28 protein-coding genes, 1 tRNA gene and 1 pseudogene are annotated in these 26,714 nt (G+C 61.5%); 14 read left to right on the top strand and 16 right to left on the bottom strand.

The window, feature by feature from the left end; translation table 11 throughout:
- The 5 genes and pseudogenes from HX898_RS32825 to HX898_RS32805 all read right to left on the bottom strand — a co-directional run.
- Nucleotides 1-136, bottom strand: a pseudogene (locus HX898_RS32825) (electron transfer flavoprotein subunit beta/FixA family protein); the annotation flags it as partial.
- Nucleotides 137-322: 186 nt separating this feature from the next.
- A complete protein-coding gene (locus tag HX898_RS32820; RefSeq protein ID WP_180196793.1) occupies nt 323-1,108 on the bottom strand; it encodes a rhomboid family intramembrane serine protease in 786 nt (261 codons plus the stop codon).
- 33 nt (nt 1,109-1,141) lie between these two features.
- Nucleotides 1,142-1,720, bottom strand: coding sequence for a cob(I)yrinic acid a,c-diamide adenosyltransferase (locus HX898_RS32815; protein ID WP_180196792.1), 579 nt, complete (start codon nt 1,718-1,720; stop codon nt 1,142-1,144).
- A 21-nt stretch (nt 1,721-1,741) separates the two neighbouring features.
- Nucleotides 1,742-1,945 (bottom strand): twin transmembrane helix small protein, encoded by a 204-nt coding sequence (locus tag HX898_RS32810; protein WP_138331685.1) that lies wholly within the window; start codon nt 1,943-1,945, stop codon nt 1,742-1,744.
- Between the two features lie 18 nt (nt 1,946-1,963).
- On the bottom strand, nt 1,964-2,797 hold the full coding sequence (locus HX898_RS32805) for an SDR family oxidoreductase (RefSeq protein ID WP_180196791.1): 834 nt from the start codon (nt 2,795-2,797) through the stop codon (nt 1,964-1,966).
- Nucleotides 2,798-2,873: 76 nt separating this feature from the next.
- Here HX898_RS32805 and HX898_RS32800 point away from each other — a divergent pair, with 76 nt between their 5' ends.
- The gene (locus tag HX898_RS32800) at nt 2,874-3,797 is read left to right on the top strand and encodes a YihY/virulence factor BrkB family protein (RefSeq protein WP_003543284.1); all 924 of its coding nucleotides are present in this window, start codon (nt 2,874-2,876) and stop codon (nt 3,795-3,797) included.
- Here HX898_RS32800 and gluQRS read toward each other — a convergent pair.
- Nucleotides 3,762-4,643 (bottom strand): tRNA glutamyl-Q(34) synthetase GluQRS, encoded by an 882-nt coding sequence (gene gluQRS / locus HX898_RS32795; protein WP_138331683.1) that lies wholly within the window; start codon nt 4,641-4,643, stop codon nt 3,762-3,764. The genes HX898_RS32800 and gluQRS overlap by 36 nt on opposite strands.
- Between gluQRS and HX898_RS32790 the strand changes: the two genes are divergently transcribed.
- A complete protein-coding gene (locus HX898_RS32790) occupies nt 4,642-5,334 on the top strand; it encodes a DNA-3-methyladenine glycosylase (protein WP_138332021.1) in 693 nt (230 codons plus the stop codon). The two genes, gluQRS and HX898_RS32790, sit on opposite strands and share 2 nt — an antisense overlap.
- 111 nt (nt 5,335-5,445) lie before the next feature.
- Nucleotides 5,446-6,003 carry an HNH endonuclease gene (locus HX898_RS32785; protein ID WP_012759160.1) on the top strand — a complete coding sequence of 186 codons (558 nt, stop codon included), beginning with the start codon at nt 5,446-5,448 and terminating at the stop codon, nt 6,001-6,003.
- A 72-nt stretch (nt 6,004-6,075) separates the two neighbouring features.
- Here the strand turns inward: HX898_RS32785 and HX898_RS32780 are convergent, their stop codons facing one another.
- A complete protein-coding gene (locus HX898_RS32780; protein ID WP_138331682.1) occupies nt 6,076-6,591 on the bottom strand; it encodes a disulfide bond formation protein B in 516 nt (171 codons plus the stop codon).
- A gap of 78 nt (nt 6,592-6,669) precedes the next feature.
- The gene (locus HX898_RS32775) at nt 6,670-7,260 is read right to left on the bottom strand and encodes a YqaA family protein (RefSeq protein WP_017995313.1); all 591 of its coding nucleotides are present in this window, start codon (nt 7,258-7,260) and stop codon (nt 6,670-6,672) included.
- Between the two features lie 197 nt (nt 7,261-7,457).
- On the opposite strand from HX898_RS32775, the gene HX898_RS32770 reads away from it, so the two are divergent.
- Complete coding sequence (locus HX898_RS32770) at nt 7,458-7,748, top strand: hypothetical protein (protein ID WP_138331681.1); 291 nt, start codon at nt 7,458-7,460, stop codon at nt 7,746-7,748.
- Between the two features lie 37 nt (nt 7,749-7,785).
- On the opposite strand, the gene HX898_RS32765 is transcribed toward HX898_RS32770, so the two are convergent.
- Nucleotides 7,786-9,534: a cation:proton antiporter gene (locus tag HX898_RS32765; protein WP_138331680.1), complete on the bottom strand. Its 1,749-nt coding sequence runs from the start codon at nt 9,532-9,534 to the stop codon at nt 7,786-7,788.
- A 212-nt stretch (nt 9,535-9,746) separates the two neighbouring features.
- On the opposite strand from HX898_RS32765, the gene HX898_RS32760 reads away from it, so the two are divergent.
- Together HX898_RS32760 and HX898_RS32755 are read left to right on the top strand one after the other, a co-directional pair.
- On the top strand, nt 9,747-10,031 hold the full coding sequence (locus tag HX898_RS32760) for a hypothetical protein (protein ID WP_105007503.1): 285 nt from the start codon (nt 9,747-9,749) through the stop codon (nt 10,029-10,031).
- A gap of 169 nt (nt 10,032-10,200) precedes the next feature.
- On the top strand, nt 10,201-10,488 hold the full coding sequence (locus HX898_RS32755; RefSeq protein ID WP_003543268.1) for a hypothetical protein: 288 nt from the start codon (nt 10,201-10,203) through the stop codon (nt 10,486-10,488).
- Nucleotides 10,489-10,683: 195 nt separating this feature from the next.
- Here the strand turns inward: HX898_RS32755 and HX898_RS32750 are convergent.
- A tRNA-Leu gene (locus tag HX898_RS32750) sits at nt 10,684-10,768 on the bottom strand.
- A 124-nt stretch (nt 10,769-10,892) separates the two neighbouring features.
- Nucleotides 10,893-12,188 carry an MFS transporter gene (locus HX898_RS32745; RefSeq protein WP_138331679.1) on the bottom strand — a complete coding sequence of 432 codons (1,296 nt, stop codon included), beginning with the start codon at nt 12,186-12,188 and terminating at the stop codon, nt 10,893-10,895.
- A gap of 129 nt (nt 12,189-12,317) precedes the next feature.
- Between HX898_RS32745 and HX898_RS32740 the strand changes: the two genes are divergently transcribed.
- Nucleotides 12,318-12,896, top strand: coding sequence for a TetR/AcrR family transcriptional regulator (locus tag HX898_RS32740; RefSeq protein ID WP_138331678.1), 579 nt, complete (start codon nt 12,318-12,320; stop codon nt 12,894-12,896).
- Between the two features lie 90 nt (nt 12,897-12,986).
- On the opposite strand, the gene HX898_RS32735 is transcribed toward HX898_RS32740, so the two are convergent.
- Entirely contained in the window at nt 12,987-13,967 is a 981-nt protein-coding gene (locus HX898_RS32735; RefSeq protein WP_138331677.1) for an aldo/keto reductase, read from the bottom strand.
- Between the two features lie 224 nt (nt 13,968-14,191).
- On the opposite strand from HX898_RS32735, the gene HX898_RS32730 reads away from it, so the two are divergent.
- Nucleotides 14,192-15,823 carry an AMP-binding protein gene (locus HX898_RS32730; RefSeq protein ID WP_180196790.1) on the top strand — a complete coding sequence of 544 codons (1,632 nt, stop codon included), beginning with the start codon at nt 14,192-14,194 and terminating at the stop codon, nt 15,821-15,823.
- Here the strand turns inward: HX898_RS32730 and HX898_RS32725 are convergent.
- The 3 genes from HX898_RS32725 to secA all read right to left on the bottom strand — a co-directional run bounded on the left by HX898_RS32725 (nt 15,820) and on the right by secA (nt 21,412).
- Nucleotides 15,820-17,097: a GNAT family N-acetyltransferase gene (locus HX898_RS32725; RefSeq protein ID WP_180196789.1), complete on the bottom strand. Its 1,278-nt coding sequence runs from the start codon at nt 17,095-17,097 to the stop codon at nt 15,820-15,822. The genes HX898_RS32730 and HX898_RS32725 overlap by 4 nt on opposite strands.
- Nucleotides 17,098-18,513 carry a lipopolysaccharide biosynthesis protein gene (locus HX898_RS32720; RefSeq protein ID WP_138331674.1) on the bottom strand — a complete coding sequence of 472 codons (1,416 nt, stop codon included), beginning with the start codon at nt 18,511-18,513 and terminating at the stop codon, nt 17,098-17,100.
- 181 nt (nt 18,514-18,694) lie between these two features.
- Complete coding sequence (gene secA / locus HX898_RS32715; RefSeq protein WP_138331673.1) at nt 18,695-21,412, bottom strand: preprotein translocase subunit SecA; 2,718 nt, start codon at nt 21,410-21,412, stop codon at nt 18,695-18,697.
- Between the two features lie 246 nt (nt 21,413-21,658).
- On the opposite strand from secA, the gene HX898_RS32710 reads away from it, so the two are divergent.
- The 6 genes from HX898_RS32710 (at nt 21,659) to HX898_RS32685 (ending at nt 25,777) form a co-directional block, all read left to right on the top strand.
- A complete protein-coding gene (locus HX898_RS32710; protein WP_072640438.1) occupies nt 21,659-22,540 on the top strand; it encodes a peptidylprolyl isomerase in 882 nt (293 codons plus the stop codon).
- A 112-nt stretch (nt 22,541-22,652) separates the two neighbouring features.
- Nucleotides 22,653-23,894 (top strand): bifunctional glutamate N-acetyltransferase/amino-acid acetyltransferase ArgJ, encoded by a 1,242-nt coding sequence (gene argJ, locus HX898_RS32705; protein WP_072640439.1) that lies wholly within the window; start codon nt 22,653-22,655, stop codon nt 23,892-23,894.
- On the top strand, nt 23,875-24,681 hold the full coding sequence (locus HX898_RS32700; protein WP_138389574.1) for a GNAT family N-acetyltransferase: 807 nt from the start codon (nt 23,875-23,877) through the stop codon (nt 24,679-24,681). Before argJ ends, HX898_RS32700 begins: the two co-directional genes overlap by 20 nt.
- Entirely contained in the window at nt 24,678-25,091 is a 414-nt protein-coding gene (gene mutT / locus HX898_RS32695; RefSeq protein WP_012759141.1) for an 8-oxo-dGTP diphosphatase MutT, read from the top strand. The genes HX898_RS32700 and mutT overlap by 4 nt, the downstream gene beginning before the upstream one ends.
- 126 nt (nt 25,092-25,217) lie before the next feature.
- Nucleotides 25,218-25,535 carry a hypothetical protein gene (locus tag HX898_RS32690; protein ID WP_003543245.1) on the top strand — a complete coding sequence of 106 codons (318 nt, stop codon included), beginning with the start codon at nt 25,218-25,220 and terminating at the stop codon, nt 25,533-25,535.
- A 74-nt stretch (nt 25,536-25,609) separates the two neighbouring features.
- Nucleotides 25,610-25,777 carry a Flp family type IVb pilin gene (locus tag HX898_RS32685; RefSeq protein ID WP_138332020.1) on the top strand — a complete coding sequence of 56 codons (168 nt, stop codon included), beginning with the start codon at nt 25,610-25,612 and terminating at the stop codon, nt 25,775-25,777.
- Between the two features lie 15 nt (nt 25,778-25,792).
- Here the strand turns inward: HX898_RS32685 and HX898_RS32680 are convergent, their stop codons facing one another.
- Nucleotides 25,793-26,677, bottom strand: a complete 885-nt coding sequence (locus tag HX898_RS32680) for a methyltransferase domain-containing protein (RefSeq protein WP_180196788.1) — start codon at nt 26,675-26,677, stop codon at nt 25,793-25,795.
- Between the last annotated feature and the right edge of the window lie 37 nt (nt 26,678-26,714).

The following is a 26,714-nucleotide window of genomic DNA, read 5'->3' as shown; positions in this document are numbered from 1 at the left end:
CCTCTTCCACCGAGATCTCGTCGAACGGGTTCATCGACATCTTCACATTGGCAAGCTCGACACCCGTGCCATCCGGCTTCACCCGGATCTTCACGTTGTAGTCGACAACCCGTTTGACTGGCACGAGTATCTTCATGTGGTCCTTCCTTCAGGAGAAACTGGCTTCGGAGACTTTTTTAGAAAATGCGCGTTCGGACGCCGCTCCGATTGTCGAATGGCGACATGGATACGCGTTTTTCCTCCAAATTCAACGCTTGCATGAGGCCGGCAGGCGATTTGCCTCGGCAATATATGGACGTTTACGTTCACGTCAATATTGTCGTCAGCGGCGGCCCCAGGGAAATCGCTGCGCCGTCCGCCCGTCCGTGCCGGCTGCGATGGCCGGGCCGGCGCCCGGGTCGTTTCTGACGGCGCGGGGCGTGACGATCTGCCGGTCGAAGAGCGGCACACCAGGCCGGCGCAACAGCAGGATCAGTAAAGCGCCGGCAAGGATGCCGCCAACATGCGCGCCCCAGGAAACGTCGCCGTCAGGTGCAATCGCCAACATGAAGAACTGCTGCCCGATCCACAAAAGCAGCGGCACGAAGGCCGGCAGGGGCAACGGCACGCGGAAAAACACCAGCACCCAGACCCGGACGCGCGGATGCAGCATGACATAGGCGGCAACGACGCCGGAGACCGCCCCCGACGCGCCGACCAGCGGTGCTTCCGAGGTCATGGTCAGCAGGCCGTGGCAGAGCGCGCCGGCGGCGGCGCAAACGAAATAGAAGATCAGGAAGCGCAGATGCCCCATCGCATCCTCGACATTGTCGCCGAAGACCCAGAGGAAGATCATGTTGCCGGCCAAATGCCAAAAGCCGGTATGGACGAAGGCGTAGGTCAGGTAGGTCAGCGGCTCCGGCACGATTTCGAGCCCCTGCGCCAGCACCGCGTGACCGAAGGCGATTGCCGGGATGTAGCCGAGCCCGACGGTCGTTGCCTGGGCTGCCTGCTCGCTCTCCAGGCTGGTCAAAAGCCAGACCGCGATATTCAGGGCGATCAGTGCGAGCGTCACCCACTGGACCTTGATATGTTTCAGCGTATTGGCATCGTGAAGTGGTATGAACATAAAGGCCCCCCGGCGATCGTGATCGAGGCAAGCCTATCTGGTTTTTCCCGGAACCCAAAGTACATCCGCATGGCCCCGGTCATTTGCATGACGCGCGGCGACGAAGAGGAAATCGGAGAGCCGGTTGACATATTTCATCGCCGGCTCGCCGACGATTTCGCCGTCGGTGCGGGCAAGCGCCACCATCAAACGCTCGGCTCGGCGCGCAATCGTGCGGGCAAGATGCAGATGGGCGGCGGCCGGACTGCCGCCTGGCAGGATGAAGGATTTCAGCGGCTCCAGGCCGGCGTTCAACTGGTCGATATCACGCTCGACGCGGTCGACCTGCGTCTCGATGATCCGCAGGGGCTCGTAGGCCGGCGGCTCACCAGTGTCGGGGGTAGCGAGATCGGCGCCGAGATCGAAGAGATCGTTCTGGATCGACATCAGCATGGCGTCGAGTTCGGGCAAGCCTGATGTGTGCAGCCGCGCCAGGCCGATCGCGGAATTGGCCTCGTCGATCGTACCGTAGGCCTCGACGCGCAGATCGTCTTTGAGCCGGCGCGGGCCGGACACCAGCCCGGTCGTGCCGTCATCGCCTGTTTTCGTGTAGATCTTGTTGAGCTTGACCACGGTTTCCCCCTTGAAGTCCGGTCACGTCGGACGGCCGCCGCCGGTCCACCAGAGCGTTATCATGATCAGGATGACGGCGATCGCCTGCAACAGCACACGAAGCTGCATCAGCTTGTTGGAACGGTTGGGATCGCCGCCCTTCATCATGTTGAAGAGGCCGCGGATCAGGACGAGGGCGACGAGGCCCATGACAATGATCGCGAGGATATAGGTGACCGTGGACATGGCGTTCAACTTTCTCAGTCAGTCCGTCCAGCGCATCAGGCGGTAGAAGAGGTCTGCCGGAAGCAGCCGCTTCAGGAACATGCCCTGCTTAGCCGGAGTCGTTACAGGATAATGTGGCCTCGGATTTTTCGAGTTCAATGCGTGTTTCAACACGGAATAGACCGCTTCCGGGCCGAGTTTATGGCGGTTGACCGGCCCCGATCCGTCGAGTCTCGCCAATTGTCTGATGTAATCGACCGCGTGCGGCGAATTCTCGAGGTCGATATGCTCCTTGATCTTTGCGAGCGCATTGGCGGTGAACCGCGTAGTGATCGGTCCCGGCTCGATCAGACTGACATGGATGCCGCTGCCCTGCAGCTCCATGCGCAGCGTAACGCTGAGGCCTTCCAGCGCGAACTTGGACGCGGTGTAGGCGCCACGATAGCGATAGGGGACGACGCCGAGGATCGACGAGCATTGCACGATCCTCCCCTCTCCGCGCTTGCGCATCGGCGGAATGACCTGCCGCGTCAGCTCATGCCAGCCGAAGAAATTCGCCTCGAACTGCGCGCGCAGCGTTGCCGTCGACAGATCTTCGACGGCGCCCGGCTGGCCATAGGCGCCGTTATTGAAGAGGGCGTCGATGCGACCGCCGCTGCGTTCCAGAACCGCGCCGACCAGATCGGAAATCGTCTCGGTCCTGGCATAGTCCATCAGGAAGGCTTCGATGCCTTCTGCTTCCAGCCCCGAAAGATCGTCCGGCTTGCGCACCGTTGCGAAGACACGCCAGCCATCGGCTTTCAGCGCCCGCGCGCAATGAGCGCCGATACCGGACGAACATCCGGTCACGACGATGGTGCGCTCTCCCGCCATGGAATGATTCCTGTACAAAATGGGACTCGTTTCCCATATTCGGCCAGAGGATACAATCTGGAAAGCCGGAGACGGAATGCCGAAGGTGCTGCGCACGATCTACGACGTGGTCTATGACGCGATCTGTCACATGGTCGAGGACGACGGCTTTGCCATGGCAAGCCATGTGGCGCTGTCGAGCCTGCTTGCGGTTTTCCCCTTCCTGATCTTCGGCACCGCGCTTGCAAGCTTCCTCGGCGCCGATCAGTTCTCTTCGACCGCCATCCACCTGATCTTTGACACCTGGCCCGAGGCGATCGCCAAACCGCTCGCCGACCAGGTGCTGCAGGTGCTGACCATTCCGCGCGGCGGGCTGCTGACGATCTCGGTGCTGGCGGCCGCATATTTCGCTTCGAACGGTGTCGAGGCGCTGCGCATTTCGCTCAATCGCGCCTATCGGGTGCAGGAAACGCGGGCCTGGTATTTCACCCGTCTCGCCAGCCTGGGCTACGTGTTGATCGCGGTCATCATCTTCACGGCGATCAGCATTCTGCTGGTCGCCCTGCCGCTGGCGCTCGATTACTCGAGGAAATGGTTCCCGCTGTTTGCCGATACGCTCGACATCGTCTTCAGCTGGCGCATCTACGGCACGCTGGTGGTTCTGACCGTCGGACTGCTGGTCATGCATCTCTGGCTGCCGGCCGGCAAGCGGCGGGTCTTCGACGTCATTCCCGGGGTGCTGCTGACGCTGCTTCTCTGGCTCGCCGGCGCGCTGATCTTTGCCTATTATCTCGCGACCTTCGCCAATTACACGGCAACCTATGCCGGTCTCGCCTCTGTCATGATCGTGCTGATCTTCCTCTACATGGTCGGCGTCATCTTCATCATCGGGGCGGAGATCAATGCAGCGCTGATCAAGTTCCGCGTCTTCCGGATGTTCTCCCACACGCTGTCGATCGTCGGCAGAGAGCGTGTCGAAAGGCAATCAGAGCCCGACAAGGCGGCGAATATCCGCCCCTGACATGCCCTGGGCGCGCAATTCGCCAAGCCCGGTGTCGCCTTGGCTTTTCGAAAGCTTGCGGCCATCGGCGCCGAGAATGAGACGATGATGGTGATAGACCGGCTGCGGCAGGCCGAGCAGCACCTGCAACAGCCGGTGCACCGATGTGGCGTGGAAGAGGTCGAGCCCGCGCACGACATGGGTGACGCCCTGCAGCGCATCGTCGACGACCACGGAAAGATGATAGCTCGATGGCGCATCCGAGCGCGACAGGATGACGTCGCCCCAGACGTCGGGTTCTGCGGCAATCTCGCCTGTCCTGCCGTCGCCGGTTTCCGTCCAGAACAGCAGTTCGCCGATCAGGTCGAGCGCTTTGCGCATATCGAGCCGCCAGGCATGTTTCTTCCCCGAGGTCAGTATGTCCCGCCATTCGTCTGCCGGACGCTCGCGATCACTTGCGGGATAATGCGGGGTGCCGTCGGGATCGCGCGGCCAGAGTTCACCCGCCGCCTCGTAGGCGACGACGCGGGCCTTCACCTCGCCGCGCGTCAGAAAGGCCGGATAGACCAGCCCGCGCTCGATCAGCGTGTGCAGTGCCGCCTGATATTCGGGAAAATGTTCCGACTGGCGCCGCACCGGGCTTTCCCAGCCGATATCAAGCCATTCGAGATCCCTGAGAATGCCGGCCTCGAACTCCGGCGTGCAGCGTGTCTGGTCGATATCCTCGATGCGCAGCAGCAAGCGCGCTTGTTCGGCCTGCGCCATGTCGCGGTTCATGAGGGCCGAGAGGGCATGTCCGAGATGCAACGGTCCGTTGGGGCTCGGCGCAAAACGAAAGACAGGTTTTTGACGCTCACTCGTGGTCATGCTTTCTTCTGCCATGGATTCGGTTTTTGAACCACTGCGAGGCAAAGTGCAGATCATCCGCAACGAAGATGACGTCAAACAGGGGCTCGAAGCGCTGCTTCGCCTCGATCCGCGTCTTGCGACGATCGTTGCGGAGGCCGGGCCCATTCCGCTCAGGTTGCGCGAACCCGGCTTTGCCGGCCTTGCCCATATCATCGTCTCGCAGATGGTGTCGCGCGCCAGCGCCGAGGCGATCTGGCGGCGCATGCTGCCGGAGGACGGTTCGCTGACGGCCCAAGGCTACACGCTGCTTCACGCCGATGCGTGGCGCGAATTCGGTCTGTCGCGCGCCAAGGCCGAGACGCTGTCGCGGATTGCCGAAGCGGTCGCCTCCGGCCGTCTCGATCTCTCCGGGCTCTGCCTGAAGCCGCCGGGCGAGGCGCTTGGCGAACTGACCGCGTTGAAGGGCGTCGGGCCGTGGACGGCAGAGGTCTATCTAATGTTTTGCGGCGGCCACGCCGATGTTTTCCCGGCCGGCGATGTCGCGCTGCAGAATGCCGTCGGGGCGGCATTCGGTCTCGCTGCACGGCCGCAGGCGAAGACGCTTGCTGAGCTTTCGGCAGTCTGGTCGCCGTGGCGCTCGGTAGCGGCACGGCTTTTCTGGGCCTACTACGCCACGAAGATGCGCCGTGACATGGTGCCGATCGGCTGATCGGCAACACTCTTCAAATTGCCTTTATCCTCTGAATTTATTGGACTTCACAATCCTGTAACAACCGGCCTAATATACAGGTGCAGATGCCGAATCGATCAGGAGAGTCCCTTGACGATTGCAGTCTCCCCACAGGCCCTGCCGGCGCTCGTCCTGAACGCTGACTACCGGCCGCTGAGTTATTACCCCTTGTCGTTGTGGTCCTGGCAGGACGCGATCAAGGCGGTATTTCTCGACCGTGTGAACATCATTGCAGAATATGAACATTCGGTTTCCTCGCCGAGCTTTTCGATGCGGCTTCCGAGTGTCGTGTGCCTGAAGACTTACGTTCAGCCGTCCCGCAATCCCGCTTTCACCCGGTTCAACGTCTTCCTGCGCGACCGGTTCGAATGCCAGTATTGCGGCGCCCATGACGACCTGACCTTCGACCACGTCATCCCGCGCGCCCATGGCGGCGAGACCACGTGGGAGAATGTCGTGGCAGCCTGCTCGCCTTGCAATCTGCGCAAGGGCAGCAAGCTTCCGAAGCAGGCAAGCATGTTCCCGGCGCAGAAGCCCTATCAGCCGACGGTGCAGGATCTGCACAATAACGGCCGGCTGTTCCCGCCGAACTATCTGCATGAAAGCTGGCTCGACTATCTCTATTGGGATACCGAACTGCAGCCTTGATCGAACGGCCTGCAGCGTCGCGTCTTTTCGAGAGGCGCAAGGACGCTGCAGCACTTCGAATGCTGCATAATTTTATGAGGCGGCCTTGCGAACGCCGACAAAGGCGAAGGCTGCGAGCAGGATTCCGGCAATCACGTTCCAGCCCGCAAAAGACAGGCCGAGCACGCGCAGTGCCGCGTCGGTGCAGGACGGGCCCTTGATGGTGTTGAGCTCACCGAGCAGATCGCCGGCATTGGTCGTCATGCTGCTTGCCGTCGTTGAGCAGGTGGCCGGGCCGGGCCAGAAGTGCCATTCGACGCCGGCGTGATAGACGCCCATGCCTGCCGTCACCAGCATCAGGATGCCGGCCGCGAGAATGAGCGCCCGGGTGATCCAGTTCGGAAGTCCGACGAGCTCGGAGATGGCGGCCAGGATCGCGATCGGGATGGCGTAATAATAGGGCTGCCGTTGCAACAGGCAGAGGGCACAGGGAATATAACCGCCGATATACTGGAAGCCGAGCGCGGTGCCGACCGCCGCAGCCATGCCGATGGCGAGCAACATGGAATAGACAAAGCCGGGGCGGGCGAGCGGCGAGGAAATAGTCATGGCGGAGCTCCGCGAGTTTAGTAGAGCATGAGATGCAGATTGAGATTTTAGGCCTGTGCGGCCGAAAATCATCCTCGCCTAGTGAGCGAAAGAGCGGTAGCCGACATATAGCACGATCACGGTAGCGGCACCGATGCCAACGATTTGGCCGAGGCGCTTCTCGATGAAGTCACGGATCGGCTCGCCGTAGCGGCGCAGCAGCCAAGCGAGGAAGAGGAAACGCGCGCCGCGTGCAATAATCGCCGAAACAATGAAAAGGCCCAGATTGACGTGGATGACGCCAGACAGAATCGTCACGATCTTGATCGGCGGCAGATGCGCAAGACCTGATGTGACAAGCAGCAGCAGGATCCACTCGTAGGTGACATAGGCCTTCATCTGCTCAAAGGCATCGAGCTTGCCATAGAATTCGAGAACCGGCCGCGCGACCGTCTCATAGGCGTAAAAGCCGAGCGCCCAGCCGGCGATGCCGCCGAGTACGGATGCGACGGTCGCGACCAGCGCGTAGCGATAGGAGCGTTCCGGCCTGGCAAGCGCCATCGGCAGGAAGAGCACATCGGCGGGGACGAGAAAGATGGAGCTTTCGACGAAGGCGATGACGGCGAGCCAGATTTCGGCCGATTTGCGCGCGGCCAGAGACATGGTCCAGTCGTAAAGTCTGCGGAGCATTCCGTTTCCTTCCTGTTGCAGTGCAAAAGAGCTTTAGGGGCCGTGCGCGGCGCTGTAAATGCTCGCCCGTGTCCTTCCTGCCACCGCCGTCGAAAAATTTTCGTGATGACGGGTGTCAGCGCCTCTCCCAAGATTTCGCAGGATTGCGAATCGGCCATTCTGCGGCAAGCTGATTTAGGGTCGACGTGCAAGGTGGCATGAGAATGTTCAAAGTGATCGAAGGCGGCCGTGGGCGGGCCGTGCAAATGGATGACTGGTCCGAAGAGGGGCGCGGACCAAGCAAAGAGGACGTGCGCCGGGAGGCTGCGCGACGGATCAGCGAGAGCGGTTATCATCTGTCCCGCATCCGGGAATTCGCGACCGGTGTGCCAATGCTGGCGTCTCTCAAACACTTGTCGCTGCAGATCGATTTCGCAGCCGAGACGTTGTCGCGGCTCGATCCGATCCCGGAGGATTTCCGCTCCGACGGCTATTGGCCGGCGGGCTGAGGCAATCACGGTCGCGTGACATGCGGCGCTGTTTGCGTCAGGACAGGTCCATCGACTTTTCCCATTGCTGCCGCAGGACGTTCATTTCCGTCCGCTTCTGGGCCATTTCGCTAACGGCAGCGCGCAGATGCGGATGGTGCGACATGAACATGTTGAAGTCGCGCCGTTCGAGCACCTCGAACTGGCAGAAGTCGACGGCGATGACGTCGGCGGTGCGCCGTCCGCCGGTCAGCAGCGCCATTTCCCCGAAGAAGGCTCCCGGCTCTAGGCGGATCGCGCCGCTGGCGAGCCGCACTTCCACCGCGCCCGAGGAGATGAAATACATGCTATCGCCCCGGTCACCACGGCGGATGACGCGCTCGCCCGGCGGCGCGGATTTCGCCTTGAAGAGCAGCAGCAGCTCCTCCTGCGCGTTCTCATCGACCTCCGAGAACAGCGGGAAAGTCTCGATCAGCTGCTGCATCTTCAGTTGATGCTGGCGCTCGCGCTCTTCGCCGAGCGCCCTGATCTTTTCCAGTTCTTTGCCGAGCGCCTTCTGCCTGCTCCTACCGTAGCTTTCCCAAAGGGAGGGCCATTTCGAATGGATGTATTTCTTCAGGCCGTCGGTTGCGAAGATCACGATCGGGTTGAGTGTGATCGACAGGATCGCGGCGGCCAGGATCAGATCCTGGCCCTCATGCGGCAGGAGCCCGAGTGAGACGCCGAGGCCGGCGAGGATGAAGGAAAACTCGCCGATCTGGGCGAGGCCGCCGGCCAATGTCAGTCCCATGCTGATAGGGTATCTGAGCAGGATGACGATGAGGAAGGTGATGATGCCCTTGCCGAGGATGACGAGCGCCAGTGCGCCGATCACGGCCAGCGGCTGGCGCACCAGGATGGAGGGATCGAAGAGCATGCCGACGGAGACGAAGAACAGCACAGAGAAGGCATTCTGCAGCGGCAACGAGTCGGCGGCGGCCCTGTGGCTGAGCTGGGATTCGCTCATGACGACGCCGGCGAAAAATGCGCCGAGCGCAAAGGAGACGCCGAAGATCGCCGCCGAACCGAAAGCGATGCCGAGTGCGATCGCCAGCACCGTCAGCGTAAAGAGTTCCCGCGAGCCGGTGCGGGCGATCATCGTCAGCAGCCAGGGCACGATGCGAGGGCCGAGGAAGATCGCCATGGCGGCGAAGGCAACAACCTTCAGCAGTGTCAGGCCGATCGTCAGCGCCAGTGGCAGGTCACCGAGGCCGTGATTGGTCGTATTGCTGGCGTTGCCACCCAGAAGCTCTGCCAGCGCCGGCAGCAGCACCAGCGCCAGCACCATCACCAGATCCTCGACGATCAGCCAGCCAACGGCGACGCGTCCGCTCGCCGCGTTGACGAGATTGCGCTCTTCCAGCGCCTTCAAGAGAACGACGGTGCTCGCCACCGACAGGCTGAGGCCGAGGACGATGCCGGCGCCGAGGCTCCAGCCCCAGAGTTTGCAAAGGCCGATGCCCAAGAGGGTGGCGAGGATGATCCGCCCGATCGCGCCAGGCACAGCGATGCCGCGCACGGCGAGCAGGTCGGAGGCGGAAAAATGCAGGCCGACGCCGAACATCAAAAGGATAACGCCCATCTCGGCGAGCTGGCCGGCAAGGGCGGTATCGGCGACGAAGCCCGGTGTGAACGGCCCCATCAGGATGCCCGCCATCAAATAACCGACGAGTGGCGGCAGCCGAAGCCGGTCGGCCCCATAGCCCAGGATCGCTGCGAAAACGAAACTGACGGCGACCGTCGCGATAAGTCCTACTTCCTGATGCACGTCCGCCCTCTCTTGTGATAGCGGCGGCCACTTTGGACGAAGTGCAAGCAAAATTAAACAGTTGATTTGGGGATGGGCTGCTGTTCGGGCTTTCGTTCTCAGTCCTGGCTGGTGTGGCGCAGACGTCGTCCGCGGCACGGTCGGGCCGTCACCGATGTTGGAACCACTTGCGTCTTGCCTCGTTGCCCTTTCATCAAGAAAGGAGAAACGACATGCGGAAGATGATCTTGAACTGTACTGTGGCGGCCCTTGCCGCCTGCTCGTTTGCAGCGCCTGTTCTTGCCGACAGCGTCTATGTCAGGGAGCGTTCTTATGACGACGGCTATCGCCACGAGCGGGTACGACCCGGCATCACCATCAGCGAACGTGGCGTCACGTTCGGTGCCGTGCGTGAACGTGAGCACCGCCGCTATCGCGATAATGGCTGCGAAACCAGGAGCGTCACCCGACAGACCGACGAAGGCGAGGTCACCAAGACGGTCCGTCGCTGCAATTAGCGAAAAAATATGCGATAAGGACGAAGCCCGGTTCCGACGAGCCGGGTTTTCGCCTTTTGTGGCAAGAATATCTCAATGCGGTGGTGAAAGTCGTCTGTCGGTGTTATGAGCACGCCTTTGGTAAAAGCGCGTTCCCAGCGCAAACACCGCCCGCACAGGATCTTTTAGTATGATTGAGCTTACGCCGTCCCAGATCGCCGCACTTAAACTCGCCAGGGATGGAGACCTTTATCCTCAGCCAGCCAATAAATGGACGCACGAGAATGCGACAGTTACTTATGCAAAAACTGACCGGTGGAAAGAGCGGCCTCAGAAAATAAAGTCGGTCACTGCCAAGACGTTGGGCGAATTGAAGGAGCCGGGTTTTCTCGAAAGGCGGCACCTGGATGACGACGCATCAAAAGACGTCTACGGCATCACGATGGCCGGCAAGATGTGGCTGCTGAAGAATAAGTAAGCTTCGCTTAGATGCGAAATTCCTTCCGTAGGGCCATCGATTCTTTGAGGCAAGGCAAGGCATTTGAGATGATGGTGCAGCCAACCGGAGCATTATAGAACCCGTCCGCCTTCGTTCCTGACGGAACTACGGCGCGACAGCCTCCGCTTAGCTGCTCTCTTCGGCTTGCCGAGCCGAAGCTCACAGAGCGAAGGCTGGTGCCCCATGCCGGAGTCGAACCAGCACTTCTTTCGAAACTCGATTTTGAGTCGAGCGCGTCTACCAATTCCGCCAATGGGGCAACGGATATGAACGGGCGGCTGTCTAACATGCGAGCGCCCGGACGCGCAAGACGGGCAAGCGAAGTTATCGGACTGATCCGTAGAGAGATCCGGCCTCGCGTCGAGGCCGGATCCTGTCTGATATCAATGGGCGGCGGCCGGTGCCGGGCTGCTCAGGCCGGACTTCTTCAGCGTGATCGCCAGGATCGAGGCCAAGAGGCAGAAGGCGCCGGCGACGAAGAAGGCGGGCAGGTAGCTCGAAAGTTCCGTACGCGAGAGGCCGGCGCCATAGGCGGCGGTGGCTGCTCCCAGCTGATGGCCGGCGAAGACCCAGCCGAAGACGAGGCCGACCTTTTCGGGGCCGAAGCGATCGGCGGCGATCTTGACGGTCGGCGGCACGGTGGCGATCCAGTCGAGGCCGTAGAAGATGGCGAAGATGGAGAGGCCGTAAAAACTGAAATCGCTGAAGGGCAGGTAGAGCAGCGACAGGCCGCGCAGGCCGTAATACCAGAAGAGCAGCCAGCGATTATCGAAGCGATCGGACAGCCAGCCGGAGCCGATGGTGCCGAAGAAATCGAAGATGCCCATGACGGCCAGCACGCTGGCGGCGGCCACCGGCACGATGCCGAAATCGCCGCAAAGGGTGACGAAATGAGTCTGGATCAGGCCGTTGGTGCTGAGGCCGCAGATGAAAAAGGTGGCAAAGAGGATCCAGAAGGTCGAGGTCTTCGAGATTTCCTTAAGCACGGTGATCGGCGTCATCAACGCGACGCCAAGCGAGGTGCTTGCCGGTGGCGGCGTCACCTGCGTCTCACCGAAGGAGGGCAGGTTGAGGTCGGCCGGACGGTCGCGCATGAAGGCCAGCACGGCAAGGGCTGCGACCATGATCATGGCGCAGACGAAAAACACCGTCGAGCGCCAGCCGTAGCGCTCCGTCAGCTCCGCCATCAGCGGCAGGAAGACGAGCTGGCCGGTGGCCGAGCTTGCCGAGAGCATGCCGACGACGAGGCCGCGATGCTTGGTGAACCAGCGGCTGGAGACCGTTGCGGCGAGCACCATGGCCGTCAGACCCGTGCCGAAACCAACGACGATACCCCAGAGCAGCAGCAGCTGCCACAGCGTCGTCATGAACAGCGAACCGACGAAGCCCGCGCCAATCAGCGCCAGTGCGAAGACGATGACCTTGCGCACGCCGAAATAATTCATGAAGGCGGCGGCGAACGGACCCATGAAGCCGAAAAGGATCAGGCGAATCGCAAGGGCCGAGGAAATCTGCGAGGTCTCCCAGCCGAATTCGTCCTGCAGCGGCTTGATGAGTACGCCAGGTGCGCCCATGGCGCCGGCGGTGACCAGCATGGTGAGGAAGGTCGCGGCAACGACGACCCAACCGTAATGGATGTTGCGCCGGGCAAGGGTGGAGGCGAGGACGGTGGAAACCATGGGCAAGATTCCGTTTGAATTCAGGTTTTAGGAGATACTGGACCGATTTACATGATGGCCATCATATTTCTTGCGTATTGATGATGGACGTCATATATTTTGTCAAGCGACTATTTCTGGAGATGACAAATGCGGGTCAGCCGCGAAAAATTTGCCGAAAACCGCGAAAAGATCCTGATCGTTGCCGGCGTGCTTTTCCGCGAAAATGGCTTCGACGGGGTCGGCGTCGCCGACATCATGAAGGCGGCCGGGCTGACGCATGGCGGCTTTTACGGTCATTTCGGTTCGAAGGACGACCTGGCGCTTGAGGTCAGCCGCAAGCTGATCGACAAGGTCGAGACGCGCTGGAAGGAGCATATCGCCGAATCGCCGGACCGGCCGCTGGCAGCGCTTCTCGATCATTATATCCACTGGCGCACGGTTGACGATCCGGGCGGCAGCTGTGTCTTCGCAACGCTGATCCAGGAAGTCAGCCGCAGCCGCGGCGCGGTCCGCGCGGTCTTCAGCGACGGGCTGTCCGTGCTGGTCGACACGCTTGCCGATATCGTTCCCGGCGAAACGGAAGAAAAGCGCCGCGCCAATGCGACGACTACACTGTCATCGATGATGGGGGCCGTCATTCTTGCCCGTGCGGTCGAGGACAGGGCGCTTGCCGAGCAGTTTCTGGTGACGATGCGCCGGCAGCTCGATCCTGAAAGCCAGACATAATCTCAGTCGCGAATGGCGATGGTTTCGATCTCCCTCTCCACGTGGAGAGGGATCTACCTTGCATATGCCTGAGGACCGAGAAGCCAGCGGCTACTTGAAGCCGGCGATGGCGTGCGGGATGTAGGGTGCCTCCAGTGCCGCGATTTCCTCGGCGGTAAGCTTGACCGAGAGCGAGGCAACGGCGTCCGTGAGGTGGTTCGGTTTGGACGCGCCGATAATTGGGGCGGTCACCGCACTTTTCTGCAGGATCCAGGCAGTTGCGACCTGGGCGCGGGAGATGTTGCGGGCCCTGGCGATTTCGGCCACGGCCCCGACGATCTTGCGGTCGGCATCGATGGACTGGGTGTAGAGCGTCTTGCCGAATTCGTCGGTTTCGCTGCGTGCCGTCGTCTCGTCCCAGTCGCGGGTCAGGCGGCCGCGGGCAAGCGGGCTCCAGGGGATGACGGCGATCTTCTGATCCTCGCAAAGCGGCAGCATTTCGCGCTCTTCCTCACGGTAGAGCAGGTTCAGGTGGTCCTGCATGCTGACGAATTCGGTCCAGCCGTTCAGCCTGGAGACGTAAAGCGCCTTGGCGAATTGCCAGGCATACATGGAGGAGGCGCCGATATAACGGGCCTTGCCCGATTTGACGACGTCGTGCAGCGCTTCCAGCGTTTCCTCGATCGGCGTCGTGTAGTCGAAGCGGTGGATCTGGTAGAGATCCACGTAGTCGGTGCCGAGGCGACGCAGGCTGTTGTCGATCTCGTCGAAGATCGCCTTGCGCGACAGGCCGGCGCCGTTCGGGCCCGGCCGCATGCGGTTGAACACCTTGGTCGCCAGCACGATGTCCTCGCGTTTGGCGAAGTCTTTTATGGCCCGGCCGACGATCTCCTCTGATGAACCATTGGAATAGGTGTTGGCGGTATCGAGGAAATTGATGCCGAGGTCGATCGCCTGCTTGATCATCGTCCGGCTTTCTTCTTCCCGCAGGCTCCAGGCATGATTGCCGCGGCCGGGATCGCCAAAGGTCATGCAGCCCAAGCAGATCTTCGATACTTCGAGACCGGTCTTGCCAAATTTTGCGTATTCCATGAAACGACTCCGTGATGAATTGGATGACCCCAGGCGGCTTTCCATGATTTAGCGCGAGATGGCCAAAGTCGCAGGGCGGCAAATGAAGAATCTATGCTGCATGCGCACAATGATCCGTGATCGAGACTTCTGAAGCCGCGCTCATCGCCGTCGATTCTGGCTGCAGCTTGCACATCCGCGCCGCAAGATGTTAGCTGATGCAGCATTTTTATCGGAATCCGACCATGCAACTGCCGTCCCACGATCGCTATGACGATCTTTATCGCGATTTCTCCTGGCGGATTCCGGAGGATTTCAATATCGGCCGCGCCGTCAGCGACGACTGGGCGGCGAGAGATCCGGAGCGTGTCTGCCTTGAGCATTTCAGCCCCGATGGCGATCATCTTTCGCTGACTTACGGTGAGCTTGCCGGCGCCTCGTCCATGTTCGCCAATGCGCTGGCTTCGCTCGGCATTAAGCGAGGCGACCGCGTCGCGCTGCTGATGCCTCAGTCCTTCGAGACCGTGGTCGTTCATGTCGCGATCTACAAGATGGGCGCAATCGCCTTGCCGCTGGCGCTGCTCTTCGGCGTCGAGGCGCTCGAATACAGGCTGAGGACCTCAGGTGCGGTGGCAATCGTCACCAATGATTTCGGCCTTGATCGCGTCCGGAAAATTCGCGATCGGCTGCCGGAGCTTCGGCATGTGATCAGCCTCGATAGTGCTCTCGATGCTCTCTCCTTTGCCGATCTGATCGTGTCATACGAGCCCTTCTTCAAGGGAGAAAAGACGTCTCCCGACGATCCAGCGCTGATGATCTTCACCTCGGGAACGACGGGGCCACCCAAGGGCGCGTTGCATGGCCATCGCGTCCTGCCCGGCCATGTTCCCGGCATGCAGTTCGCCCATGAGGGTTTTCCGCAACCGGACGATAAGGTCTGGACGCCGTCCGACTGGGCCTGGGCCGGCGGGCTGCTCAACGCGCTGCTGCCGAGTCTTCTGCTCGGTATTCCCGTCGTTTCGTCGCCGGCGCAGAAATTCGATGCCGGCATGGCCTATCGCATCATGGCCGAAATGAAGGTGCGCAATGCCTTCATTCCGCCGACGGCGCTGAGGCTGATGAGATCCGTTGCCGATCCGCGCTCGAAATATGATTTGGTGCTGCGCACCATCGGCTCGGCCGGAGAGGCGCTCGGGCGCGAGACCTATGAATGGGCGCGCCATACGCTCGGCATCACCGTCAACGAATTCTACGGCCAGACGGAGTGCAATTTCGTGCTTGCGTCGAGCGCTGCCTATGGCGTCACTAAAGCGGGCGCCATAGGGCGGGCGGTGCCCGGGCATCGCGTCGCGATCGTCAGCGAGACGGGCGACGAGTTGCCCGTCGGCGAACCGGGCCAGATCGCCATCGCCAGTCCCGATCCTGTCATGTTCCTCGGCTATTGGGACGACACGGTGGCGACGGACCGAAAATTCGCCAAAGGCTGGCTGCTCACCGGCGATATCGGCCGGCAGGACGCCGAGGGATATGTGACCTTCGAAGGGCGCGACGACGACGTCATCACGTCGTCGGGATATCGCATCGGCCCGGCCGAGATCGAGGACTGCCTGATCGGTCATCCCGCCGTGCAGCTTGCCGCCGCCGTCGGCAAGCCCGATGCCGTGCGCACCGAAGTCGTCAAGGCCTATATCGTGCTTTCACCAGGCCATCATCCAAGCGAGGCGTTGGCTGCCGACATAAGGGAATGGGTGAAGACGCGGCTTTCGATGCACGAATATCCGCGCGAAGTGGAATTCATCGATGCATTACCGCTAACCACCACCGGCAAGGTGATCCGCCGGCTGCTGCGCGAAAGAGCGGCGGCTGAAGGGCTCTAGCCCCGGCCGGCAAGCGACATGATCTTTTCGCGCAGCATCTTCGCCATATTGCGGGTGCTGCGGTACATGTGAAGCTGGGCGGTGACCTGGCGCATGTCGCGGTCGCTGTTCTGCGTCAGGCCGATCACCAGCGTTCCCATCTCCTCGCGCTCCTGCCAGAAACGGCTCATGATCGGATGATCCGAGACGGCGCAGGAATCGGAGCGGACGATATTGGCGTCGTCGAGATGCCATTCGGTGAGTTCGCTCATCAGCAGCTTGCCCGGCGAATAGCGAGCATAGTTTTCGTCGTAGGCGGTCTTCCAAGTATAGGCCTCGCCGCCCATCATCAGCACGACGATGGCGGCGATCGCCTTGCCGTTGAGATCGATCGTGTGAATACGCACGGCATCGACGGCGGCAAGGTTCGACACCGCCTCGCGGGCGAAGGCCGTGTGATAACGATCGGTGACGAGAGCGCTTCGCCGCTTGCCCTTCCAACCGCCGGCTTCCATCGCCAGGAATTCCTCGAAGCGGGTATGGATTTCGCGCGGCTGGCGGGCGACGGCATAGACCGCGGTTCCCTGTTCCTCCAGCAGGCGCCACTGGCGGCGCATCTCGCGCATATGCGAGGAGGAGATGGTTTTGCCGAGATAGACCGGCGCCTCTTCCTCGCTCTGCAGCATCGGGCGCAGGTAGGGATTGGTAACGGTGACGGGAAGATTGCGGCTGAGCGCAACGGCCTTGACCATGCGCACGAAGATACCGTTCAGCCTGAGATCCGGCAGGACCATTATGGCGGGCAGATTGAGATCACGGGCGGTCAGCCCCTCGAAGAGATTGTCGAGGGTTTCGGCGGCATCCTCGCCATCGACGAGCGGCGTGCCGAGCGGACCGAAACTGTTTGACCAGCCGCGGATGATCGACGGGCCGACGGCAAAGCCCGGCTTGTCGACCGAAAACGGCAAGAGGAAGCGCATGCGGCTGCGACCGGCATTGTGGTCGCGGATCAGGGCGAAGTTCACCTGCCGGTCTTCGAGCCGCGGCATGGCGGGGGCGAGGAAGCGGCCGGAGAAAAAGACATTCGGTTCCATCGCCCGGTTGGAGAGGAAATCGAGCTCATCCTGAAGCTCATAGCCGAGTTTGCCGGGATAGAGGCAGAGCTCGCGCCCAGGCCGGCCGATCTCGGTGCGAGCCTCGGCCTGCGGCGCTTCGAAATGCAGTGCTGCGAGATCATGCACCATGCGGTTTGCGGCGCTGTCGGTGCTTTCGGTAACGGGGGGAACACGCACCATCTATCGAACTCTCATTTCTGGCGTTGCGGCGGAGGGGCTGGCGAAGGCGAAAAGAACGATGGCGAGGGTGCGGCGCACGGCGACATGCAGCAGGATTGCCTCGACTGCCATGGCAGAGGCCGTGGCGATCGCCGTGCCCTCGATGCCGTAATGCGGGATCAAAGCGAGGTTGAGGCCGACATTGGCCGTCAGTGCGCCGGCATAGAGCGCGACACAGAGGTTCTGCTTGCCTGCCATCATCAGCAGCGTTTCGGCCGGGCCGACCAGCGATTTGGCAAGGATGCCGGCGAGCAGGATCGCCATGACCAGATAGCCCGATGTGAAGGCGCCGCCGAAGAGCGACAGCAGCAGATGACCGGCCGCAAGCACGACAAGGCCGACCCCGAGCGCCGGCCAGAAGGTCCAGCGGGCGGCGTCGATGGCTGCGGCTGCCAGCTGGGCGTGGTCGCCTTCGGCGATGATCGAGGAAAAGCGCGGGCCGGAGGCCGCCTTGACCGAGAAATTGATGAAATGTACCAGCGCCATCGTTTTGGCGGCGGCGAAGTAGATGGCGACGTCATGCGGCTCGAGGAAGATGCCGACGACGACGACGTCGGAATTGGTCAGCAGGAAGCTCACGCCCTCGATCAGGAAAATCGGAAAGGCGACGCTGAACCAGGCGAGGAAATCGACCTTGCGTGGGCCGTCGTCATAATGCCGGCGAAGGCGGTAAAGCGTTGCGGCATACTGGCCGAGAGCGGTGACGTAGGTGGCGGCGAGCGCTGCCTGCATCGCGGTGACGGCTGTGTGCTCGGCGCCGATGGCAATCGCGATCAGCATGAAGAGGATGATGAGGATCGGGCGGACGATATAGACCGGGCTCAGCGCCATCACCGGCCAATGGTTTGCCCGTGACGTGCCTTCGAGAATGTCGCCGAGCGCGATCATCGGCATGGCGAGCAGGCCGATGAAGATCGGGATGAGATAATAGACCTGGATCATATCGCCGAAGAAATGCAGCCCGAGCATGCCAGCGGCGAGCACCGCCGTGCCGGACAGCAGCGCAAAGATGCGCGCCGTGCCGGTCAGGCCGCGGATTTCCTCGAAAGCGCCCGCTGCCCTGTATTGCGGCAGAAAGCGGACGATCGCGGTGTGGAAACCGAGGCATGAGAGATCGCCGAAGACGACGACCAGCACCCAGACGAAAACGAAGATGCCGTATTCATATTCGCCCATCAGCCGGGCGAGCACGATCTGGGAGACGAAGGCGAGTGCGGCGCTGAGGATACGGATCGAAAAGGCCGTCAGTGCCATACGCTGGGCGGCCGCCCTCTCACCGCGCTCGGTGAGCACGGCAGCAAGCAAACGCAGCGTGCGGCCGCCGATCGGGCGCAGACCCGCGGGCAGCATCTTCTCCGCTGTTTCTATGACCGCCATGATGAACACGCAAAACTCTGAGGTCAGGCAAATCGCCCCTGAAGTCTTGACAGAACAGGGTTAAGAAACGGTTCCGGATCGGGTCTGCTGTCCAACGCTGAAATTCCGGCTTTCCGGCATTGCCGCAGAAAAGAAAATGCCGCCCGGAGGCGGCATTTTCGCAGATGTTTGCGGGCCTGCCTCAGACCTGCTCGAAGGCGCCGTGGCAGTGCTTGTATTTCTTGCCGGAGCCGCAGGGGCAGGTCTCGTTGCGGCCGACCTTGCCCCAGGTGGCTGGGTCATCCGGGTTGCGGTTTTCAGGAGAAACGATGACTTCCGATGCCTGGTATATCGCCGGCGCGAAATCGTCTTCGCCGGTCGTCGGATCCAGGTGATGGGCCTGCATCAGCGGCGGTTCAGGCTCGGCAGGGGCCTGCTGCACCAGTTCGACGCGCATCAGCTGGGCAGTGACGGCCTCGCGCAGATTGTTGAGCAGCGCCGTGAAGAGCTCGAAGGCTTCCGACTTGTATTCCTGCAGCGGATCGCGCTGGGCATAGCCGCGGAATCCGATGACGGAGCGCAGATGGTCGAGGTTGACGATGTGCTCGCGCCAGAGATGATCGAGCGTCTGCATGACGATCGAGCGTTCGACATAATGCATGATGTCGTCACCGAAACGCTCAGCCTTTTCCGTGAAGGCGGCATTGGTGGCTTCCGTCAGGCGCTCACGGATATCGTCTTCGCCGATACCTTCTTCCTTCACCCAGTCCTCGATCGGCAGGTCCAGATTGAGAATGTTCAAAGCACCGGTCTTCAGGCCGGCGGCATCCCATTGTTCGGCATAGGCGCGTTCGGGGATATGCTTTTCGACCATGTCCTCGATCACCTCACGGCGCATGTCGGAAACGGTCTCGGAAATATTGGTCGATTCCATCAGTTCGAGGCGCTGCTCGAAGACCACCTTGCGCTGATCGTTGAGAACGTCGTCATACTTCAGGAGGTTCTTGCGGATGTCGAAGTTGCGGGCTTCGACCTTCTTCTGGGCGCGCTCCAGGGCCTTGTTGATCCAGGGATGGACGATCGCCTCGCCCTCCTTGAGGCCGAGCTTGGTCAGCATGCTGTCCATGCGGTCGGAGCCGAAGATGCGCATCAGGTCGTCCTGAAGCGAGAGGTAGAACTTCGAGCGGCCGGGGTCGCCCTGACGGCCGGAGCGGCCGCGCAGCTGGTTGTCGATGCGGCGGCTTTCATGGCGTTCGGTGGCGATGACGTAGAGGCCACCGGCTTCGAGCGCCTTTTGCTTGAGTTCCTTGATCTCCTCGATGATTGCCTGGATCCGGGCGTCACGCTCCGGACCGGCTTCGACTTCGCCGAGCTCGCGCTCGATGCGCATGTCGAGGTTGCCGCCGAGCTGGATGTCGGTGCCGCGGCCGGCCATGTTGGTGGCGATGGTGATGGCACCCGGCACGCCGGCCTGGGCGACGATATAGGCTTCCTGCTCGTGGTAGCGGGCGTTCAGCACCTTGAAGTCGTCGAAGCCCTGCTTGCGCAGGCGCTCGGCGAGCAGTTCCGATTTCTCGATCGAGGTGGTGCCGACCAGCACCGGCTGGCCGCGCTTATGGGCGTCGAGGATCTCTTCGATGATCGCCTTGAACTTCTCGTCGAAGGTCCGATAAACCTCGTCGTCCTCGTCGAGGCGCTTGATCGGCAGGTTGGTCGGGACCTCGATGACATCGAGATTGTAGATATTGGCGAATTCTTCCGCTTCCGTCTGCGCCGTGCCGGTCATGCCGGCGAGCTTGTCGTACATGCGGAAGTAGTTCTGGAAGGTGATCGAGGCCAGCGTCTGGTTTTCCGGCTGGATCTGCACCTTTTCCTTGGCTTCGAGCGCCTGGTGCTGGCCTTCCGAATAGCGGCGGCCCGGCATCATACGGCCGGTGAACTCGTCGATGATGACGACTTCGTCGTTGCGGACGATATAGTCCTTGTCGCGCTGGAAGAGCTTGTGGGCCTTCAGCGCGTTGTTGACGTGGTGGACGATCGCAACGTTCTCGATGTCGTAGAGCGCGTTGCCCTTCAAGAGGCCGGCTTGGCGGAGCAGGTTTTCCAGCTTCTCGGTGCCCTCTTCGGAGAAGTTGGCGGAGCGCTGCTTCTCGTCGATCTCGTAATCGCTGGGCGCCAGCAGCGGTATGTAGGCGTCGATCGTATTATAGAGTTCGGAGCGGTCGTCGAGCGGACCGGAGATGATCAGCGGCGTGCGCGCCTCGTCGACGAGGATCGAGTCCACTTCGTCGACAATTGCGAAGTTGTGGCCGCGCTGAACCATCTGGTTCTTCTCGTACTTCATGTTATCGCGCAGATAATCGAAGCCGAGTTCGTTGTTGGTGGCGTAGGTGATGTCGCAGGCATAGGCCGCGTGGCGTTCCTCGTCGGAAAGGCCGTGGACGATGACGCCGGTGGTCATGCCGAGGAAGCCGTAGACGCGGCCCATGGTCGCGGCATCGCGCTGGGCGAGGTAATCGTTGACGGTGACGACGTGCACGCCCTTGCCGGAAAGCGCGTTCAGATAGACCGGCAGGGTGGCGACGAGGGTCTTGCCTTCGCCGGTCTTCATCTCGGCGATCGCGTTCGAATGCAGGATCATGCCGCCGACCAGCTGTACGTCAAAAGGTCGCAGGCCGAGAACGCGGCGAGAGGCTTCGCGCACGACGGCAAAGGCCGGGATCAAAATGTCGTCGAGCGTCTTGCCCTCGGCGAGCAGGGCGCGAAACTCCACGGTCTTTGCCGCGAGCTGCTCGTCCGTCAGGGCCTTCGTCTTCTCTTCGATAGAGTTGATGGCAGTGACGTTCGGCTGATAGGACCGCACGCGGCGGTCGTTGGAAGACCCAAATAACTTGCGGGCTATACCGCCAAAGCTGACCATATGACTGGCCCTTTCTCAATATTCATCCCCGGCGTTTCTTGTCCGCGGCCCAGCCGAAAATCAGGCGCGCGCCTTAAAACGCCCGGAAACTGTTCTGGACGCGAGGTTGCGTGACAGATAAGAGGGGGGTCGAATGATGTCAACGGATTTGGCGGATACAGAAAGGCCACAATCCGGTGTTGATGGCTATTTTGGGCTGGATTCAGGGGATGCTGAAACCGGCAATGTAACTGTGAAGGGTATTTCATGTTGAGCACCAACAAACTTGCCGTTCTGGCGTTTGCAACCTTTGTTGCGCTCCAGGCCCCGGCCTATGCCGATGACGCCGTCATCGCCAAGGTCGGCACCCTGGAGATCCACCAGTCGGAACTCGACCTTGCCGTCGCCAATCTCGACCCCCAGTTGGCGCAGCTTCCCGATGACCAGAAGAAGGTCGCAGCCCTTTCCGCCGCCATCGACGTGAAGCTGCTTGCCGCCGACGCTGCGGCCGAGAAGCTTGATCAGACCGACGAATTCAAGAAGCGCATGCAGTATCTCTCCGACCGCGAGCTGCACAATGCCTATTTCAAGAAGCATGTCGTCGACATCGTGACGCCTGAAGAAGTCAAGGCCCGTTACGACAAGGAAGTCGCCGCCCTGCCGAAGCAGGAGGAAGTCCACGCCCGTCATATCCTCGTCAAGACCGAGGACGAAGCCAAGGACATCATCAAGCAGCTCGACGCCGGCAAGGATTTCGCCGAACTCGCCAAGGAAAAGTCCACCGATCCGAACAAGTCGGAAGGCGGCGATCTCGGTTATTTCTCGCGCGGCCGCATGGTCAAGGAATTCGAAGACGCAGCCTTTGCGCTCGAGAAGGGCACCTATTCCAAGACGCCGGTGAAGACCGATTTCGGCTTCCACGTCATCAAGGTCGAGGATAAGCGCGACGCTCCGCCGCCGCCCTTCGAGCAGGTGCAGGATCAGGTTCGTCAGCTCGTCATGCGCGACAAGTATCTTGAGCTTCTGAACAAGGCGAAGGCCTCGGCCAAGATCGAGATCACGGACGAGACGCTGCGCAAGGGTTACGACCAGGCCAACAAGCAGCCCGAGCCGGGCAGCGAGCCCGTTGCGCCGGCACCGCAGCAGTAATAATCGCATTAGGGCCCGGTTCTTCCGGGCCCCTCACTATCGTGGTTGTCGCATTTCCGGACGGCGAACCGGTTTCCATTTCGCCTGGAAATGCTCATTGGCAGGTCTCATCATGTCCGGTTCCGTCTCTCCGCTTGCTCCGAAATCCTTCGTCTCGATGCCACCGCTACGCGGCGTGCGCATGGCGACGGCTTCCGCCGGCATCAAGTACAAGAACCGTACCGACGTGCTAATGATGGTCTTCGACAGACCGGCGACTGTTGCGGGCGTTTTTACCCGCTCGAAGTGCCCGTCGGCGCCGGTCGATTTCTGCCGGGCCAATCTCCCCCATGGCAGCGCCCGCGCCGTCGTCGTCAACTCAGGCAATGCCAATGCTTTCACCGGCCTGAAGGGCCGCCAGGCGACCGCACTGACGGCGAAGTCGGCTGCCGCTGCCGTCGGCTGCGCCGAAAACGAGGTCTATCTGGCCTCGACTGGCGTCATCGGCGAGCCGCTCGATGCCACCAAATTCGCAGGCGTTCTGGATCGGATGCAGGTCGAAGCGACCGGCGATTTCTGGTTCGAGGCCGCCAAGGCGATCATGACGACGGACACCTATCCGAAGGTTTCGACCCGCAGCGCCGAGATCGGCGGCGTGGCCGTGACGATCAACGGCATCGCCAAGGGCGCCGGCATGATCGCGCCTGATATGGCGACGATGCTCTCCTTCGTCGTCACCGATGCCGACATTGCGCCTGCCGCGCTGCAGGCGCTTCTGTCCGACGGCGTCGGCCCGACCTTCAATTCCATGACCGTCGACAGCGACACCTCCACTTCCGACACACTGATGCTGTTTGCAACGGGTGCCGCAGCCGAGGACGGCCAGGCCCGCATCGAGCGCGCCGACGACCCGCGGCTTGCCGCCTTCCGGGCCGCACTCAACGAAGTGCTGAAGGATCTGTCGCTGCAGGTGGTGCGGGACGGCGAAGGTGCGACCAAGATGCTCGAAATCACCGTGACGGGGGCCGAGAGCGATGCCGCCGCCAAGCGCATCGCGCTGTCGATCGCCAATTCGCCGCTGGTCAAGACCGCGGCCGCCGGCGAAGACGCCAATTGGGGCCGTATCGTCATGGCCGTCGGCAAATCCGGCGAGATGGCCGACCGCGACAGGCTTGCCATCTGGTTTGGCGATATCAGGGTCGCCGTCAATGGCGAGCGTGATCCCGATTATTCCGAGGCGGCCGCCTCAGACGTCATGAAGGCCCAGGATATCCCCGTCAAAGTCGATATCGGGCTCGGTGCCGGCACGGCAACGGTCTGGACCTGCGACCTCACCAAGGAATATGTTGCGATCAATGGCGACTATCGGAGCTGATCGTTCATTGGAGCAGGCATCCATTTCCTCACACAATCTGCCGCTGGTGCGCAGGCTGGAGGCCGTCGGCTTCCGCGCCTGGCCGGCGGCATCCGTGCAATATGACGGCAGCTGGCAGGTGCGGCTGACGGCCGGTCACCCGTCCAACCGGCTGAACTCGATCGTGCCGCTCGATCCCTCGGATCATCGCGACGTCGAAATCCGCCTGGAAAAGGCGAGCCGGAAGTTCGAGGCCTATGGCCGCGCCGCCGTGGTCCGCCAGACGCCGCTTGCTTCGCCGGTGCTGATCGAACTTCTGCGCGCGCAGAACTGGACGCGCTTCGACGATACGGTGGTGATGGCCTGCGACCTCGCCGAGGCGGAGCTGCCGGATACGCTCGATCACCTGCCGACCCATGATATCGGCCGTTTCGTCGACGCCAACCTTGCCGTCGACCAGTCGCCACTGAGGCTGAAGCCGGCGCTTGCCGAAATCATTTCGGCGATCAAGCCGCCATCCGGCCTGTTCATGATCGAGAACGCGGTGGACGGCCCGCTTGCGACCGTGCTCTGTGTCCAGGACAACGACCTCGCCGGCATCATGTCGCTTTCGGTCTCCGAGGCGCGGCGGCGCGAAGGACTCGGCACCGAAATCCTGACCTCGGCGCTGCGCTGGGCGCGCATGCGCAGCGCCCGTTCGGCCTGGCTGCAGGTGAAGCTGTCCAACCGTCCGGCCATCGCACTTTATGAGCGCCTCGGTTTTCGCGACGCCTATCATTATTGCTATTGGCAGCAGGAGCCGCGATGAGCGAGGCGGGCCGGAAGATATTGCTGGTCGCCGCCTGTGCGCTGATCGATGCCGATGGGCGTATCCTGTTGGCACAGCGCCCCGAGGGAAAGTCGCTCGCCGGGCTCTGGGAGTTTCCCGGCGGCAAGGTCGAGCCGGGTGAGACGCCGGAGGAAACACTGGTGCGCGAGCTCGAGGAAGAGCTCGGCATCAACACCAAGATCGCCTGCCTCGCGCCGCTTACCTTTGCCAGCCACTCCTACGAGACCTTCCACCTTTTGATGCCGCTTTATATCTGCCGGCGCTATGAGGGCATTCCCCAGGGCCGCGAAGGCCAGGCGCTGAAATGGGTGCGTCCGCAGGCGCTGCGCGATTATCCGATGCCTCCGGCCGACGAGCCGCTCATCCCGATGTTGCAGGATTTACTTTAGCATTATCTGATTATTATTGTGCCACACCATTTTCGGCTGTGGATATTAATGGATCGTTTAACACCTTCTGCCAAAGATCGGCCTCAATCAAGCATCTGGCGTGCGTGTATTAAAAGGCTTGACCTCATGGACGATGATTTCTGGAAAGCTGTCCGGGAAAAGGAACGGGCCTCGTCTGCTTCGCGCAGGACGGGTGCGCTGAATATCGCCCTCCTGTTCGGCACGGCGGTAGTCGCGCTGACGCTTATCCTGACGCCAATGCTTGCGGATTCCTCGAAGAAAAGCGTCTTTGCCAGTGCTCCGGCGGATTTCGATACGATCACGACGGGATCGATCCCCAAGAGTGAAAGCGGCAAGCGTTATACGATCCGCCGCAGCGTCCTCCAGGATACGCCCGGCTCGGTCTGCGTCGTCCAGGGCTACGGCGTCGGCGCCGGTTGCTGAAAAATACCGGCCGTCGCCCGATGGCCGTGGAATTGATCGTTCGCCGTCGGTTTCGCTCAAAGGGTCGCGAAATAATGCGTATTTTGAAAGCATTTCTTGCAGATAACAGAGCTGCGACGGCAATTGAGTATGGCTTGATCGCCGCCCTCATTTGTGGCGCGCTCGTCTCCGGTCTCGGGGTCTTCACCGGCGCCTTGCAAGGCGTCTTCAACGTGATCAATAACAATATGACGGTGAATTGAAGAAGCCGCCGGCCCTCACTGTTTGAGCTTGTGTTCGTCCACCTTCAGTGCATCGGCAAGGCGCGCCTTGGCCGAACCCGGCTTGAGCGGCTTTTGCTGGCTCTCGTGGGCAGCCCATCCCGAGACATAGATGATCGAGAAGGTGGCGCGGATACGTCCGTCGGGATCGGCATAACGTTCGCCGTAGATCTCCGCTGCGCGCAGGAAGAAGGCGCGCGTCAGTGGCATCCGGGCGCGGGCTGCAAGCGGATTGCTCATGCCCATCGCTCTCAGATCCCGCATCAGCGGAAAGAGCGAATCATAGCGCACCGTATAATTCTCCGCATCGATCACCGGCAACGTGAAGCCGGCGCGCTGCATGAGGCTACCGACATCGCGCACATCGGCGAAGGGAATGACACGCGGGCTTGCGCCACCTGTCATCTCGACCTCGGCGGTCAGCAGCACGTCGCGCAGTTCCTGTAACGTGCCGGCGCCGGGGATCGCGGCCAGGAAAAGGCCGTCCGGCTTCAGGGCGCGGCGGATCTGGATGAAGACACCCGGCGTATCGTTGGTCAGATGCAGGCTGAGCGGCGCAAGGATGAGATTGGCCGATTGCGGTTCGAGCGGCACGTCCTCGAGCGGCGCCTCGATCAAGATTTCGTCCGGCCCGGCATAGGCCTTCTCGCTTTCAACGCGGATCATCGTACCGATCTTGCCCGTTGCCAGCGCCGCCCGGGCGGCAGCACCGGTCGCGCCATGCAGTTCGACGGCGGTCCCGAAAGTCCGCTCGACCACGGAAAGCCTTTCGCCCATTTCCTCAGCGGCGATGTCGAGCAGGAAGGCGGCTTTTGGATCGTTGTTGGCAAGCGCGCGATGGCGATGTGCGGCGATCAGGGCTCTGTCGAAGATCGTATCCATGGCGATGTCCTTAGTCCCGCGCCGCCCGTGCGGCAAG

Source organism: Rhizobium sp. WYCCWR 11128 (assembly GCF_013416305.1).
Classification (GTDB): Bacteria; Pseudomonadota; Alphaproteobacteria; order Rhizobiales; family Rhizobiaceae; genus Rhizobium; species Rhizobium indicum.
Note: the sequence above shows the minus strand (reverse complement) of the source record. Positions and strands in the feature narration are given on the sequence as shown.